Origin of the sequence: Burkholderia metallica, from assembly GCF_001718555.1 — a bacterium.
Lineage (GTDB): Bacteria > Pseudomonadota > Gammaproteobacteria > Burkholderiales > Burkholderiaceae > Burkholderia > Burkholderia metallica.
In genome coordinates, this window is sequence record NZ_CP013401.1 from 3,402,152 (window position 1) to 3,416,787 (window position 14,636).

The 14,636-nt window shown below is 69.0% G+C and carries 14 protein-coding genes; 4 read left to right on the forward strand and 10 right to left on the reverse strand.

Annotated features, from left to right (window positions below):
* Window positions 1-20 precede the first annotated feature (20 nt).
* The 4 genes from WJ16_RS15380 to WJ16_RS15395 form a co-directional block, all read right to left on the reverse strand.
* Entirely contained in the window at window positions 21-1,262 is a 1,242-nt protein-coding gene (locus tag WJ16_RS15380; RefSeq protein WP_069257785.1) for a multifunctional CCA addition/repair protein, read from the reverse strand.
* On the reverse strand, window positions 1,259-1,906 hold the full coding sequence (locus WJ16_RS15385) for a glutathione S-transferase family protein (protein WP_069257786.1): 648 nt from the start codon (window positions 1,904-1,906) through the stop codon (window positions 1,259-1,261). The genes WJ16_RS15380 and WJ16_RS15385 overlap by 4 nt, the downstream gene beginning before the upstream one ends.
* Window positions 1,907-1,953: 47 nt before the next feature.
* Window positions 1,954-2,913 (reverse strand): complex I NDUFA9 subunit family protein, encoded by a 960-nt coding sequence (locus tag WJ16_RS15390; protein ID WP_069257787.1) that lies wholly within the window; start codon window positions 2,911-2,913, stop codon window positions 1,954-1,956.
* A 146-nt stretch (window positions 2,914-3,059) separates the two neighbouring features.
* On the reverse strand, window positions 3,060-5,012 hold the full coding sequence (locus WJ16_RS15395) for a lytic transglycosylase domain-containing protein (RefSeq protein WP_069257788.1): 1,953 nt from the start codon (window positions 5,010-5,012) through the stop codon (window positions 3,060-3,062).
* A 47-nt stretch (window positions 5,013-5,059) separates the two neighbouring features.
* Here WJ16_RS15395 and WJ16_RS15400 point away from each other — a divergent pair, with 47 nt between their 5' ends.
* Window positions 5,060-5,629 (forward strand): 5-formyltetrahydrofolate cyclo-ligase, encoded by a 570-nt coding sequence (locus tag WJ16_RS15400; RefSeq protein WP_069257789.1) that lies wholly within the window; start codon window positions 5,060-5,062, stop codon window positions 5,627-5,629.
* A gap of 74 nt (window positions 5,630-5,703) precedes the next feature.
* On the opposite strand, the gene WJ16_RS15405 is transcribed toward WJ16_RS15400, so the two are convergent.
* Window positions 5,704-6,216, reverse strand: a complete 513-nt coding sequence (locus WJ16_RS15405; protein ID WP_006483173.1) for a winged helix DNA-binding protein — start codon at window positions 6,214-6,216, stop codon at window positions 5,704-5,706.
* A gap of 148 nt (window positions 6,217-6,364) precedes the next feature.
* Between WJ16_RS15405 and pxpB the strand changes: the two genes are divergently transcribed.
* From pxpB to pxpA, 3 genes are all read left to right on the forward strand, one after another.
* Entirely contained in the window at window positions 6,365-7,021 is a 657-nt protein-coding gene (pxpB, locus tag WJ16_RS15410; protein ID WP_069257790.1) for a 5-oxoprolinase subunit PxpB, read from the forward strand.
* Entirely contained in the window at window positions 7,018-8,085 is a 1,068-nt protein-coding gene (locus tag WJ16_RS15415; protein WP_069257791.1) for a 5-oxoprolinase subunit C family protein, read from the forward strand. The genes pxpB and WJ16_RS15415 overlap by 4 nt, the downstream gene beginning before the upstream one ends.
* 73 nt (window positions 8,086-8,158) lie before the next feature.
* On the forward strand, window positions 8,159-8,923 hold the full coding sequence (gene pxpA, locus WJ16_RS15420) for a 5-oxoprolinase subunit PxpA (protein WP_069257792.1): 765 nt from the start codon (window positions 8,159-8,161) through the stop codon (window positions 8,921-8,923).
* A 556-nt stretch (window positions 8,924-9,479) separates the two neighbouring features.
* Here the strand turns inward: pxpA and WJ16_RS15425 are convergent.
* From WJ16_RS15425 to WJ16_RS15445, 5 genes are read right to left on the reverse strand one after another with little or no spacing between them, the layout of a single operon-like run.
* Entirely contained in the window at window positions 9,480-10,625 is a 1,146-nt protein-coding gene (locus WJ16_RS15425) for a TraB/GumN family protein (RefSeq protein ID WP_069257793.1), read from the reverse strand.
* Window positions 10,618-11,634 (reverse strand): peptide ABC transporter ATP-binding protein, encoded by a 1,017-nt coding sequence (locus tag WJ16_RS15430; protein ID WP_069257794.1) that lies wholly within the window; start codon window positions 11,632-11,634, stop codon window positions 10,618-10,620. Before WJ16_RS15430 ends, WJ16_RS15425 begins: the two co-directional genes overlap by 8 nt.
* Entirely contained in the window at window positions 11,631-12,626 is a 996-nt protein-coding gene (locus WJ16_RS15435) for an ABC transporter ATP-binding protein (RefSeq protein WP_069257795.1), read from the reverse strand. The genes WJ16_RS15430 and WJ16_RS15435 overlap by 4 nt, the downstream gene beginning before the upstream one ends.
* 2 nt (window positions 12,627-12,628) lie before the next feature.
* Complete coding sequence (locus tag WJ16_RS15440) at window positions 12,629-13,546, reverse strand: ABC transporter permease subunit (RefSeq protein WP_069257796.1); 918 nt, start codon at window positions 13,544-13,546, stop codon at window positions 12,629-12,631.
* A gap of 4 nt (window positions 13,547-13,550) precedes the next feature.
* Entirely contained in the window at window positions 13,551-14,561 is a 1,011-nt protein-coding gene (locus WJ16_RS15445; protein WP_069257797.1) for an ABC transporter permease subunit, read from the reverse strand.
* Between the last annotated feature and the right edge of the window lie 75 nt (window positions 14,562-14,636).

Genomic DNA, 14,636 nt, shown 5'->3' on the forward strand with positions numbered 1-14,636 from the left:
GCGCGCCCTCCCCGTCGACCCTATTCGCCGATCGCGAGCGCCTGCGCGACGGCTTCGATCCGTGCGCGATGCACGGCTTCCCGGATTTTCTCCGAATCGTTGCCGACGCCGCGCGCGATCGCGCCGGCGTCGACGCTGCGCGCGGCCGCGAGCGCGACGCGCAGCCGCTCGGCCTGCGGATACGGCTGCGCATCGAGCCCGAGCCGCCCGCGCGCATCCGACTCGCACGCCTGCAGCATCTCGGCGAAACGCGCCGGCTTGCGCAGCGCGTCGCTGCGCTCGAAGAGCCGCACCAGCGCGGCCGCGCCCATCTCCATCACGCGATGCAGGTTGCCGTGTTCGCGCGCGACCACCAGCGCGAGATCGCGGCATTCGTTCGGCACGCGCAGCCGCTCGCACAACGGCTTGAGCAGGTCGACGCTGCGCCCCTCGTGGCCGACGTGGCGCGGCAGCACGTCGGCCGGCGTCGTCGCCTTGCCGAGATCGTGCGTGAGCGCCGCGAAGCGCACCGGCAGCGAGTAGCCCTGCTTCGCCGCATAGTCGACGACCATCATCACGTGCACGCCGGTATCGACTTCCGGGTGGTAATCGGCGCGCTGCGGCACGCCCCACAGCGCATCGACTTCGGGCAGGATGCGCGCGAGCGCGCCGCATTCGCGCAGCACCGCGAACATCCGCGACGGCTTCGCCTCCATCAGCCCGCGCGCGACTTCCTGCCATACGCGCTCGGGCACGAGCGCGTCGACTTCGCCCGCGTCGACCATCCGCCGCATCAGCGCGAGCGTTTCGTCCGCGACCGTGAAATCCGCGAAGCGCGCGGCGAAGCGCGCAATCCGCAGAATCCGCACCGGGTCCTCGACGAACGCGTCGCTCACGTGCCGGAACACGCGCGCGCGCAGGTCGGCCTGCCCGTCGAACGGATCGATCACGGGCCCGACCAGCGCGCCCTCCGGGCTCACCTCGCGCGCCATCGCGTTGATCGTCAGGTCGCGCCGCGCGAGATCCTCGTCGAGCGTCACGTCCGGCGCGTAGTGGAACTGGAAGCCGTGATAGCCGGCCGCCGTCTTGCGCTCGGTGCGCGCGAGCGCGTACTCCTCCTGCGTGCGCGGATGCAGGAACACCGGAAAATCCTTGCCGACCGGCCGGAAGCCCTGCGCGGCCATCTGCTCGGGCGTCGCGCCCACCACCACGTAGTCGCGGTCCTGCACGGGCACGCCGAGCAATTCGTCGCGGATCGCGCCGCCTACTGCGTAGATGTTCATGGCGTCGGCTCGTATTCGGCGATCACGTTCGTTTCGCGGCGCGCGCCGTCGATCCAGCGCTGCACGGCCGGCAGCGCCGTCACGCGGGCCGCATAGCCGGCCGCTTCCGTCGACAGGCCCGGCGCGTACGTGTTGAAGCGCATCACGACGGGCGCGTACATCGCATCGGCGATCCCGAATTCGCCGAACAGGAACGGGCCGCCCGACGCTTCGAGACACTCGCTCCACAGCGCATCGATGCGCGCGACGTCGGCGAGCGCATCGGGCGTCGCGCCGCGCCCCGGCATCGACGCGCGCACGTTCATGCCCATCTGCGTGCGCAGCGCCGCGAAGCCCGAATGCATCTCGGCCGCGACGCAGCGCGCATGCGCGCGCTCGAGCGGATCGGCGGGCCACATCGGGAACTGCGGATAGCGCTCGGCGAGCGTCTCGGCGATCGCGAGCGAATCCCAGATCGCGACGCCGTGGTCGTCGATCAGGCACGGCACCTTGCCGGACGGCGAATACTCGCGGATGCGCGCGTCCGTGTCGTCGCGGCGCAGCTCTATCGCGATCTCGTCGAACGGGATGCCGAAATGCGCGAGCAGCAGCCACGGGCGCATCGACCACGACGAGTAGTTCTTGTCTCCAATGACGAGTTTCATGACGGTGTTCCGGAAAACGCGAAGGTGAAAAGGAAGACGCTGCCGGCCTAGCGGCGCGAGCGGAACCAGTCGAACCGGGAGCGCTGCGCGGCGTGGCCGAGATACGCGGGCGCGATGCTTTCGAGACTCGCGGGCGTGATCCCGAGTTCCGGCGCGAGCGGCCCCGACAGCACGTTCGGCACCGACATCGACGCGAGATTGTCGCGCGTGAGCACCGGCTCGCCGGGCAGGCACTCGAACACGCTCGCCTGCACCCGCGCGAGCGCGTCGGGCAGCCGCACGATGCGCGCCTGCCGGCCGACCAGCGTGCCGCAATAGCGCACCAGTTGCTCGAGCGTGTAGACGGTCGGGCCGCCCAGCTCGTAGGTCTTGCCGTGCGCGGCCGCGAGATCGAGCGTGTTGACGAACGCGCGCACGACGTCGCCGACGAACACCGGCTGGAAGCGCGCGTCGGGCATCGCGAGCGGCAGCACGGGCACCGTGCGCTGCAGGTTCGCGAACGTGTTGAGAAATGCATCGCCGGGGCCGAACACGACCGACGGGCGGAAGATCGTCAACGCGAGCGAGTCGGTCGCCGCGATCGCATGCAGCGCGGCCTCGCCGTCGCCCTTCGAACGCTGGTACATGCTCGCGCCGTGCGAATCGGCGCCGAGCGCGCTCATGTGCAGCACGCGCCGCACGCCCACCTGGGTGCAGGCGGTCGCGAGCGCGGCCGGCAGCGCGACGTGCGCGCGCTCGAAGCCGGGCCCGTACGGCGTGCCGCGGCCGCCGTGCAGCACGCCGACCAGGTTGATCGCCGCATGCGCGCCCGCGACGAAGCGCGCGAGCGTGCGCGTGTCGAGCGCGTCGAGTTCGACGATTTCGACTGGCAGCATCTGCAGGTGGCGCGCGTGGTCGCGCCGCCGCGTGGCGATCCGTACCTGCTTGCCGGCATCGATCAGCGCATTGACGAGCCGGCTGCCGATGAAGCCGGTGCCGCCCAGCAGCGCGACGGTCTGGCGATCCATGATTCGAGGCTCCTGGGGCCTGTTCACGCTAATGACGCACGCTCGCCCGACCACGAAGAAATCACAACCGGGGTCTGGCCGTTATCAGCGTGAACGGGCCCTTAAGCACACTGCCGCGTCTCGCGCGGCAGTGTGAAGATTGCGGATCAGGGCGAGATCATGCCTAGACGCTTCTTCAACGACTGCGGTTTGCCCTCGAAGAGCGCCGCATAGTAGACGGTGTTCGACAGCACGTTCTTCACGTAGTCGCGCGTCTCGTTGAACGGAATCGTCTCCGCGAAGATCGCGCCTTCGACCGGTTGCGTCAAGACCTGGCGCCACTGGCGCGGCCGGCCCGGGCCCGCGTTGTAGCCGGCCGTGGCGAGCACCGGCGAGCTGTCGAAGTTGTTGTAGATGTCCGCCAGATACCAGGTGCCGAGCTGGATGTTGGTATCGATGTCGTGCATCTGCGCGCGCGAGATCGTGCCCATGCCGAGCTTCTTCGCGACCATCTGCGCGGTGGCCGGCATCAGCTGCATCAGGCCGCCCGCGCCCACCGACGAACGCGCGCTGATGATGAAGCGCGATTCCTGGCGGATCAGCCCGTACGCCCATTCGACGTCGAGGCCGGTCGACTGCGCATAGCGCTCGACGGTGCTGCGGTACGGCGACGGGTAGCGCAGCGTGAAGTCGTGCTCGGCCTTCGTGCGATCGGCCGTGTTGACCGTGCGGTCGAGCAGCTCGACGCGCTTGCCGTATTCGGCCGCGGCCAGCAACTGGCGATCGGTCATCCCGCGCAGCGGCCAGTTCCATTCGCGGTTGCCCTCGAGGCGCAGGTTCAGCGCATAGAAACGCTGCGCGAGCGCGAAGCCGGGAATCTTGCTCATCGCATCGATCTCGGCGTCGCTCACCTTCGTGCGCGGCGGGATCGCCGTGCGCTGGCCGAGCTCTTCGCCGGCGAGCTGCCCGTAGAAGTTGAACTGGCCGGCGACCTGCTCGAATTCCTGGTTCGCCTGCAGCGTGTCGCCGCTCTGCTTGAGCGCGCGCGCATGCCAGTAGATCCAGGCCGGATCGTCGCGCAGCGACGGCGGCATCTGCTCGATCGACCAGCGCACCATCGGCCAGTTGCCGGCGAGCAGCGCGGCGCGCGTGCGCCATTCGTAGCCCGGGTTCGACAGCGGCGCATTCGCGGATTTCGCATACCAGACCGAGGCGAGCGGCGAGCGCTTGATCGCGCCCTGGTAACCGATCGCACCCCACGCGATCGCCTGCTCCTGTTTGGTCAGCGACGGCGCGACCGTCGACAGCATCCCGGCCGCGGCGTCCGGATCGTTGCGCGCCATGCGGCCGAGCGCGATCAGCGCGAGCTGATGCGACGCGGCATCCGCGCCGACGCCGCGCGCGAGGTACAGCGGCGGCGCGCTCGTCGCCTGGTCGAAGCCGACCGGGCGCGCGCCGAGCGCGTCGACGATCTTGCCGCCGAGCGTCGTGTAGTTCTGTTCGTACGCGAGGCGCGCCTGCTGCCACACGTCGTCGCTCGTGAACTGCTGGTTGACGGTGAGCGCGGTGATCAGGTCGACGCACGCGTCGCCGTAGTTCTTCGGCTCGACGAGCAGCGCACGTGCGGCGTCGGCGACGTTCTCGCCGCGCGACGCGCGCGATTCGAGCGCGTAGCACTTCACCTGCGTGTCGTCGTCGAGCACGAAGCGCTTGTACTGATCGTCGAAGTTGCGCCAGTCGTGGCGCGCGCCGAGCACGAGCAGGTAGTCGTTGCGCATGCGGTCGGCGATCGCCTGGCCGTCGTAGCGCTGCAGGAACGACTGCACGGGCGCGTCCGGCGCGTCCACGCGCGCGCGGCCCGTCGAATCGAACAGCTGCGGCTTGATCTGGAAATACTCGACGTAGGACGGGACCGGATAGTTCGGGATCATCGACGCGAGCTGCGCGGCTTTCGCGGCGTCGTTGCGGCGTGCGGCTTCGCGAAGCTGCACGAAGATCTGGTCATCCCCGGGGAGCGTGTCGTCGTTCGGTGCGGCGCACGCGGCCGTGCCCGCGACGAGCGCGGTGGCGGAAAGTGCCAGCGCGACCGCGCGATATACTCGGAAAAGGCTGTTCGACATCGTATTGACTGGAGCACGAAGTGAGCGAAAGCATAGCACGCAACCCTGTGCCGAACCCGAAGGTTGCGCTGCGCAAAACGCTGTCCGGCGCGCGTCGCGACGCCGCGTCGCAACCCGCCGCGAACGCCGCGCTCGACGCGCGGCTGCGCTCGCTGCTCGACCGGCTCGCGCCGCGCACGGTCGGGTTCTACTGGCCGCTGCCGGGCGAATTCGATGCGCGCGACGCGGTGCTCGCCTGGTGCGCGGCCGGTGCCGGCAGGCAGGCCGCGCTGCCCGTGATCGGCGAGCCGCACACGCCGCTCGCGTTCCATGCATGGGATGCGCACACGCCGATGCGCGAAGGTCATCACCGGATTCCGGAACCGGCGTCGGGCCTCGTCGTCGTCCCTGATTTGTTGCTGATTCCGTGCGTGGGATTCGATGCGCAGCGCTACCGGCTCGGCTACGGCGGCGGCTATTACGACCGCACGCTCGCCGCGTGGCCGGGCAGCGCATTGCCCGTGACGGTCGGCATCGCGTATGAAGCGTGCCGCGTCGACGCGCTGCCGGCCGAAGCGCACGATCTCGCGCTGCAATGGATCGTGACCGACGGCGCGCTGTACCCGGCCGCCGGATGACGCGGCGGGCCGCGCCGCATCCGCCGTCCCGCGCCCGTCAGCGCAGTGCCGCGCGCCGCCGCCGGCGCAACCGTTTACAGCGACGCCGCCGCGCGCGCGGCCGTGTCGTACAGGCCCGATGCGTGGCGCAGCAACTGCGCCGCGTCGCCGATCTGCTCGTTGGTGAGCCCGCTGTCCTTCAGCGTCTCGATCAGGCAGTGCTCGCGCACCTCGCGGTACTTCAGGCACAGGTCGCGGCCCGCGTCGGTCGCGAAGAAGAACACTTCCTTGCCGTTCTTCTCGCTCTTCACATAGCCGCGGGCGATCAGTTTTTTCAGCGCATAGGTCGCGACGTGCGTATCCTCGATATTGAGCACGAAGCAGATGTCGGCGAGCTTCTTCTTGCGTTCGCGATGGCTGACGTGATGCAGCAGCGACACCTCGACCGCCGTCATGTCCTTCGCGCCGGCCGCCGACATGCAGCGCACCATCCACCGGTTGAACGCGTTGCCTGCCATGATGAGCCCGTATTCGAGCTCCGAGAGCTCCGCGCTCGAATCGGAAACGAGGTGTTCGGATGACACGATCTTGGTCGCAGGACGCTTCATGGAAAGGCGGAGCAAGCCGGTTGACAGGGTGTGCCGAGTGTACGCCAGAAGCCCCGCCATACGGGCTAGGCGAAAACGCTTATTGGGAAGTTGTCGATATTTTATTGACAATGTGCGCTAACATTGCCGTCCGAACCGTGCCAGTCCGATGACGCAACCCCGCTTTTATCCGCTCGGCGATGCCGCCCTCGTCTGCGAGGTGCCGCCGCCCGCCACGCTCGATTGCCAGCGCCGCGTCTGGGCCGTTGCCGAGGCCGCGCGCGCGTGGCCCGACGTGATCGACGTCGTGCCCGGGATGAACAACCTGACGATCGTGTTCGACGCGCTCGCGACGACCGCCGATTCGCTCACGCCGGCGCTGCGCGACGCGTGGGAGACGGCCGACGTCGAACACGCGGACGGCCGCGAAGTCGAGATTCCGGTCGAGTACGGCGGCGCCGCCGGCCCCGACCTGCCGGCCGTCGCCGCGCATACCGGCCTGTCGGCCGACGAGGTCGTCGCGCGCCATGCGGCCGGCGCCTACGTCGTGTTCTTCGTCGGCTTCCAGCCGGGTTTCGCGTATCTCGGCGGCCTCGACGCCACGCTGCACACGCCGCGCCGCGCGGCGCCGCGCCTGGAGGTGCCCGCCGGCTCGGTCGGCATCGGCGGCGCGCAGACGGGCATCTACCCGGCCACGTCGCCCGGCGGCTGGCAGCTGATCGGCCGCACGTCGCACGTGCTGTTCGATCCGGCGCGGCCGCAGCCGACGCTGCTGCTGCCCGGCGACCGCGTGCGCTTCACCATTGCGGGAGTCGACGCACGATGACCCAGAGCAACGCACCGGGCACCATCGAAGTGGTGCGGGCCGGGCCGCTGTCTACCGTGCAGGATCTCGGGCGCCGCGGCGCACGCCATCTCGGCGTCGCGCAGGGCGGCGCGCTCGACGGCCTCGCGCTCGAGGTCGGCAACCGGCTGGTCGGCAACCGCGCCGACGCGGCGGCCGTCGAAATCACGATCGGCCCGGCCGCGTTCCGCTTCACGCGCGCGACCCGCATCGCGATCACCGGCACCGAGTTCGGCGCGACGCTCGACGGCCGGCGCGTCTTTTCATGGTGGAGCCTGCCGGTCGAGGCCGGGCAGACGCTCGTGCTGCCGGCCGCGAAACGCGGAATGCGCGGCTACCTGTGCATCGCCGGCGGCATCGACGTGCTGCCGATGCTCGGCTCGCGCAGCACCGATCTCGCGTCGCGCTTCGGCGGCCTTGGCGGCCGCGCGCTGCGCGACGGCGATCGCCTCCCGGTCGGCGTGCCGCCGGCCGGCATCGGCTGCCTCGCGGCCGATGCGCCGGAATTCGGCGTGAAGGCGCCGGCGTGGTGCGCGTTCGTGCGCGTCGACGAGCCGCCGCGCCGCCACCGCCCCGCGCATGCGCCGTGGGCGATGCCCGTGCGCGTGCTGCCGGGCCCCGACTACGCGTCGTTCGCCGCCGATTCGCAGCAGGCGTTCTGGGATGAGGAATGGCTCGTCACGGCGAACAGCAACCGCATGGGCTACCGGCTCGCCGGCGTCGAACTCGTGCGCGAAAAGCCGGCCGAGCTGCTGTCGCATGCGGTGCTGCCCGGCACGATCCAGGTGCCGCCGAACGGCCAGCCGATCGTGCTGATGCACGATGCGCAGACCACCGGCGGCTACCCGAAGATCGGCACGGTGATCCGGGCCGACCTGTGGAAACTCGCGCAGGCGCGGCTCAACCTGCCGATCCGCTTCGTGCGCACGACGCCCGACGCCGCGCGTGCCGCCCTCGCCGCGGAGCGTGCGTATCTGCGGCAGATCGACGTGGCGATCGACATGCGCGAGGAAGCGCGCCGCCGCGCGCAGTCGCAAGCGGCGTGACAATGACGGTGGACGTACCGAAGTCAGTAGCAGGAGCCAAGACGCGCCACGCAATCAGTGGACGAGGAACATCATGGAAATCGATCTGAATGCCGATCTCGGCGAAGGATGCGGTTCGGACGAGGCGCTGCTCGACCTCGTGACGTCCGCGAACATCGCATGCGGGTGGCATGCGGGCGGCGCGAACGCGATGCGCGACTGCGTGCGCTGGGCCGTGCAGAAAGGCGTGGCGATCGGCGCGCACCCGAGCTTTCACGATCCGGAGAATTTCGGCCGCAAGGAAATGCAGCTGCCGGCCGGCGACATCTACGCGGGCGTGCTGTACCAGCTCGGCGCGCTGTCGGCGATCGCGCAGGCGGAGGGCGGGCGCATCGCGCACGTGAAGCCGCACGGCGCGCTGTACAACCAGGCCGCGCGCGACCCGATGATCGCCGATGCGGTGGTGTCCGCGATCCGCGATTTCGATCCGTCGCTCGCGGTGTTCGGGCTCGCGAACAGCGTGTTCGTCGCGGCCGCGCGGCACGCGGGGCTCGCCGCGGTGGAAGAAGTGTTCGCCGACCGCGGCTACCGCGCCGACGGCTCGCTCGTGCCGCGCAACCAGCCCGGCGCGCTGATCGACGACGAGGACGCGATGATCGCGCGCACGCTGGACATGGTGCGCAGCCGCCAGGTGCGGGCGATCGGCGGCGAATGGGTGATGCTCAATGCGCAGACGGTCTGCCTGCACGGCGACGGGCCGCACGCGCTGGCGTTCGCGAAACGGATTCGCGCGGCGCTCGAGTCGGTGGGCGTCGACGTGGTCGCGCCCGGCGTGCTGCAGGCCGACGAACGCACGTAATCCGGCCGGCCGCGCAAGCGGATACAAATCCGTCGCACCAAAGAAAAAAGCGCCCTCGTGGCGCTTTTCCGTTGGCGCAATCGCCGCGGCTTCGCCGTCTGTCGATTCGCCCCCCGAAACCGTCTTGCGACGGTGACCGGAAAAACATTCCGGATTAAAAAACGTCCGCCGCCGCCCGTTTACTGCCTTTCCCCGGTTGGACGACGGAACGTCGCTTATTCGCAAGTCGGCCTGCATGCATTGTTGTTGTCCGACGATGATTGGCCCCGCCGTACATGCAGACACTTCCGCGGCCGGCACGTGCATCACGTGCCGGCAACGCGCTCACCCCGCGCTTTTTTCTGCTACCCCGTAGAACTTATCTATTCTTTTCATTTTTTCAACTTGTGGATCGAAGAATAGAGATTGGCAGATCGGGATGTCAATCGTTTGAAACGCTATTTTCTGACGATTCGAGGGTTTTCCTTATCGAATAGCCTGCCCATACAGGCGTTTGACGCCGCCGGCGCGACGTCGATCAAACAGGGGAGGATCGGTTCGAACGCGCTGACGGCGATCAGTTCGCGTCGACGTTGTAACCTTGTTGACGCAACAATTCGAGCACGCCGCGCGGGCCGCCCAGGTGCAGCGCGCCGATCGCGACGAACAGCGGCCGGTTCGGTGCGGCGATTGCCGTCATCCGTGCAACGAAGCGCCGGTTGCGCTCGTACACGATCTTGTTGTCGAGCGACGCCGACAACGCCTTCGAACGCGCGAGCCGTTCGCTCTTCGCGACCGCCCAGGCCGAGATCGCATCGGCGTCGCCAATTCGCCACAGTCGATGCAGCGCCTTGATGTCGTCGGCGTTCTGCGCCGGGGTCTGCACCATGTCCTGCGCAAGCATCTCGCGTTGCTCGGCCAGCGTGAGCCCGGTGAACGCGCGCATCTGTTCGGCGAGCGTCTCCAGCCCGATCACGCGGCCGCCCTTCTTCTTCAGGAAGACGTTCTGCAGCTGCGCCTCGGTGCCGTACTCGGTCTGCAGGCCGGCCGACAGCGAATCGTAGGTCTCGACGACGAGCGCCGCGAGCCACGGCCGCATCTTGCGGATCTCCGCGAGCGCGGCCGGGTTGCCGCGCAGACGCGCAGCGAGCCGCTGCCACAGCGGCTCCGGCAGCAGGCGCTGCAGGCACGGATAGCGGCAGACGCCGTACTTCGACACGTCGTCCTGCGATTCGAGCAGGTCGTCGGGCGACAGCTCGAGCGCGAGCGTCGGCGACGCGGCGAGCGCCGCGAGTATGCGCGGCCGGAACGGCTGCGCGCTCGGGTAATCGGACGGATCGCCCGTATGCAGCGTGCCGAGCACGTACAGCGTGACCTTGCCCTTGGTCGCGACGTAGAACGGCATGCGCGCGGGCTGCACGCGCACGGTGCCGCGCGATACCGTGCCGTCGGTCACGGCGGGCGCATGAAAGCCCGGCAGGCTCATGCCGGGCGGCGGGACTTGCGACGGGCGAATCGGTGAAGTGGCCGGCGCGCGCCCTTCGGCGCGCGCGGATTCGACGGGAACCACGAGGCTGGCCGCCACGCACGCGCCGGCCAGCGCCGCGCCCGTGACGGTACGCACGCTCCAGCGCCGCGCGTAGCGGTACGCGCGCATCACGCGCGCACCGCCGGCCCCCGCACGGCGCACGCCACACGCGCGCGCCGCCAACGCTTCAGGCATTCGCCTCCCCTACGTCCTCGGCCCGATGGCAGGCCACGCGCCGGCCGTCGACCTCGCGCAGCTGCGGCTCCTCCGCACGGCAGCGCTCGACCGCATACGGGCAGCGCTGGTGGAACGCGCAGCCCGACGGCGGATTGAGCGGCGACGGCAGTTCGCCCTGCAGCTTGATCTGCACGCGGCGGTCTTCCTCGAAGATCGCCGGCGTCGCCGACATCAGCGCGCGCGTGTACGGATGGCGCGGCCGCGCGTAGATCGTCTCCTTGTCGCCGAGCTCGGCGACGCTGCCGAAGTACATCACCATCACGTCGTCCGCGACGTGCTCGACCACCGACAGGTTGTGCGAGATGAACACGTAGCTCGTCTTGAACTGCTCCTGCAGATCCATGAACAGGTTCAGGATCTGCGCCTGGATCGACACGTCGAGCGCCGACACCGGCTCGTCGGCGACGACGATGCGCGGATCGAGGATCATCGCGCGCGCGATCGCGACACGCTGGCGCTGGCCGCCCGAGAACATGTGAGGATAGCGCTTCGCGTGCTCGGGCCGCAGGCCGACCGTGCGCATGATCTGCGCGATGCGCTGCGCGCGTTCGGCGGCCGTCAGGTTCGCGTTGATCTCGAGCGGCTCGGCGAGCGTCTGCTCGACGGTCTTGCGCGGGTTCAGCGACGCGAACGGGTTCTGGAACACCATCTGCACGCGGCGGCGCAGGTCGGCGACCGTCTCGCGGCTCGCCCCGGCGACGTTCTTGCCGTCGATCGTCAGGCTGCCCGCGGTGGGCGTCTCGATCATCGTCAGCTGGCGGGCGAGCGTCGACTTCCCGCAGCCCGATTCGCCGACGACGGCGAGCGTCTTGCCGCGCTTCAGCGAGAACGACACGCCGTTCAGCGCCTTCACCGTGCCCTGCCCGAACATCCCGCGCTTCACCGAATAGTGTTTCGCGAGTCCGTCGGCCACCAGCACGGCTTCCTCGTCGTGCGGCGTGGCACGCGTTTGATTGACTGCATTCATCGTGCGCCTCCCGTCAGGTCGAGGTTGGAAACGTTGAGCGGCTTGATGCAGCGTGCGCGCATCGCATCGTTGCCGGACACCAGCGTGTCGAGCGCCGGCCGCGCCTTGCGGCAGTCGTCGACGACGTACTTGCAGCGCGGCGCGAACAGGCACCCGGACGGGCGATCATCGCGGCCCGGCACCATGCCGGGCAATGCGGCAAGGCGACGCGCCCCCTTATTGTGCTCGGGAATCGCCGCGAGCAGCGCTTCGGTGTACGGATGATGCGGCGCGCGGAAGATGTCGGGCACGCGGTTCGTCTCGATCACCTCGCCCGCGTACATCACCGCCACGCGCTGCGCGACCTCCGACACCACGGCCAGGTCGTGCGAGATCAGCACGAGCGCCATCCCGCGCTCCTTCTGCAGCTTCACGAGCAGGTCCATGATCTGCGCCTGGATCGTCACGTCGAGCGCGGTGGTCGGCTCGTCGGCGATCAGGAGCTTCGGGTTGCACGCCACCGCCATCGCGATCATCACGCGCTGGTTCATCCCGCCCGACATCTGGTGCGGGAACGACGCAATGCGGTTCTTCGCATCGGGAATGCCGACCTGGTCGAGCAGTTCGAGCGCGCGCCGGTGCAGCGCGTCGCCGCGCAGGCCCTCGTGCAGCTTCAGCACCTCCTTGATCTGGTAGCCGACCGTGTAGCTCGGGTTCAGGCTCGTCAGCGCGTCCTGGAACACCATCGCGATGTCCTTGCCGACGATCTTGCGGCGCGCCTTCGGCGACGCCTTCAGCAGATCGACGCCGTTGAACGTCACTTCGTCGGCCGTCACCTTGCCCGGCGCGTCGATCAGGCCCATCAGCGCCATCATCGTCACGCTCTTGCCCGAGCCCGATTCGCCGACGACGCCCACCACCTCGCCCGGCGCGATCGACAGGTTGATCCGGTCGACGGCGGGCAGGCCGTTGAAGTTCACCGCGAGATTGCGGATGGTCAGAAGATTGTTCATGGTCACGCCATCCGTTTCAGCTTGGGATCGAGCGCGTCGCGCAGCCCGTCGCCGAGCAGGTTGATCGCGAGCACCGAAATCAGGATCGACAGGCCGGGCATCGTCACGATCCACCACGCGTTGTCGATGTAGTCGCGCGCGGACGCCAGCATCGCGCCCCACTCCGCGGTCGGCGGTTGCACGCCGAGGCCGAGGAAGCCGAGCGCGGCCGCGTCGAGAATCGCCGACGAGAAGCCGAGCGTCGCCTGCACGATCAGCGGCGCCGTGCAGTTCGGCAGCACCTGCGAGAACATCAAGCGCAGCGTGCCGGCGCCGGCCACGCGCGACGCCGTCACGTACTCCTTCTGCAGTTCGCCGAGCGCCGACGCGCGCGTGAGGCGCACGTAGGCCGGCAGCGCGACGATCGCGATCGCGAACATCGTGTTGGTGAGGCCCGGGCCGATGATCGCGACGACCGCGACCGCGAGCAGCAGCGACGGCAGCGCGAGCAGCACGTCCATGATGCGCATCACCGGCGTGTCGGCCCACTTCTGGAAGAACGCGGCGACGAGCCCGAGCACGATGCCGGGGATCAGCGCGAGCACCACCGACACGAAGCCGATCCAGAACGACATCCGCGCGCCGTACATCAGGCGCGAGAGGATGTCGCGGCCCGCTTCGTCGGTGCCGAGGATGAATTTCCAGTTGCCGCCGTCCAGCCACGCGGGCGGGATCTTCACGAAGTCGCGGTATTGCTCGACCGGGCTGTGCGGCGCGAGCAGCGGGGCGAACAGCGCGACCAGGATCAGCACGAGCACGACGATGCCGGCGCCGACGGCGCCGCGGTTGCGCGAGAAGTTGGCCCAGAACTCGCGCAGCGCGAGCGCACGGCCGCCGGCCGGCGCGGATTCGCTCGGCAGGGTGTTTTGCAGGTTGCTCATGGGATTACCTCGTGTGGCGGATGCGCGGATTCAGCACGCCGTACAGCAGGTCGACGACCAGGTTCACGACGATCACGAGCGTCGCGATCAGCAGGATGCCGCCCTGGACGACCGGATAGTCGCGGCGGCCGATCGCATCGATCAGCCACTTGCCGACGCCGGGCCACGAAAAGAGCGTCTCGGTCAGCACGGCGCCCGCGAGCAGCGTGCCGATCTGCAGGCCGATCACGGTGACGACCGGGATCAGCGCATTGCGCAGCGCATGCACGACCACCACGCGCGCGGGCGACAGCCCCTTCGCGCGGGCGGTGCGGATGTAGTCCTCGCGCAGCACTTCGAGCATCGACGAGCGCGTCATCCGCGCGATCACCGCGAGCGGGATCGTGCCGAGCACGATCGCGGGCAGGATCAGGTGGCTCACCGCCGACTTGAACGAGCCTTCGTCCGGCGCGAGCAGCGCGTCGATCAGCATGAAGCCCGTCGGGTGCGGAAAGTCGTATTCGACGGCGATGCGCCCCGACACGGGCGTCCAGCCGAGGTATGACGAAAACACCATGATGAGGATCAGCCCCCACCAGAAGATCGGCATCGAATAGCCGGTGAGCGCGGTGCCCATCACGCCGTGATCGATGACCGAGCCGCGCCGCAGCGCGGCGATCACGCCGGCCGGCAGCCCGACCGCGAGCGCGAACACGAGCGCGCACAGCGACAGCTCGACCGTCGCCGGGAAGCGCGCGAAGAACTCGCCCGCGACGCTCGTGTTGGTGATGATCGACGTGCCGAGGTCGCCGTGCAGCGCACGGCCGATGTAGTGCAGGTACTGCATGGGCAGCGGCTGGTCGAGCCCGAGGCGTTTCATCGCCTCCGCATGCATCGCGGGATCGACGCCGCGCTCGCCCATCATCACTTCGATGGGGTCGCCCGGTATCAGGTGAATCAGCGCAAACGCCAGGATGGTGATGCCGATGAAAGTCGGGATCACCATGCCCACGCGGCGCAACACGAATGTGAACATGATGCGTCTCGGATTTTCTTGTGGGAAATGTGCGACCGGCGACGGGAAGCTTTTGGCCTCCCGCCGCCGGATGAA

Coding starts and splice junctions, on each gene's coding strand:
- WJ16_RS15380 (WP_069257785.1), bottom strand. CDS start 1,262: ATGAACATCTACGCAGTAGGCGGCGCGATCCGCGACGAATTGCTCGGC.
- WJ16_RS15390 (WP_069257787.1), bottom strand. CDS start 2,913: ATGGATCGCCAGACCGTCGCGCTGCTGGGCGGCACCGGCTTCATCGGC.
- WJ16_RS15430 (WP_069257794.1), bottom strand. CDS start 11,634: ATGAATGCAGTCAATCAAACGCGTGCCACGCCGCACGACGAGGAAGCC.
- pxpA (WP_069257792.1), top strand. CDS start 8,159: ATGGAAATCGATCTGAATGCCGATCTCGGCGAAGGATGCGGTTCGGAC.
- WJ16_RS15440 (WP_069257796.1), bottom strand. CDS start 13,546: ATGAGCAACCTGCAAAACACCCTGCCGAGCGAATCCGCGCCGGCCGGC.
- WJ16_RS15425 (WP_069257793.1), bottom strand. CDS start 10,625: ATGCCTGAAGCGTTGGCGGCGCGCGCGTGTGGCGTGCGCCGTGCGGGG.
- WJ16_RS15415 (WP_069257791.1), top strand. CDS start 7,018: ATGACCCAGAGCAACGCACCGGGCACCATCGAAGTGGTGCGGGCCGGG.
- pxpB (WP_069257790.1), top strand. CDS start 6,365: ATGACGCAACCCCGCTTTTATCCGCTCGGCGATGCCGCCCTCGTCTGC.
- WJ16_RS15385 (WP_069257786.1), bottom strand. CDS start 1,906: ATGAAACTCGTCATTGGAGACAAGAACTACTCGTCGTGGTCGATGCGC.
- WJ16_RS15405 (WP_006483173.1), bottom strand. CDS start 6,216: ATGAAGCGTCCTGCGACCAAGATCGTGTCATCCGAACACCTCGTTTCC.
- WJ16_RS15445 (WP_069257797.1), bottom strand. CDS start 14,561: ATGTTCACATTCGTGTTGCGCCGCGTGGGCATGGTGATCCCGACTTTC.
- WJ16_RS15435 (WP_069257795.1), bottom strand. CDS start 12,626: ATGAACAATCTTCTGACCATCCGCAATCTCGCGGTGAACTTCAACGGC.
- WJ16_RS15395 (WP_069257788.1), bottom strand. CDS start 5,012: ATGTCGAACAGCCTTTTCCGAGTATATCGCGCGGTCGCGCTGGCACTT.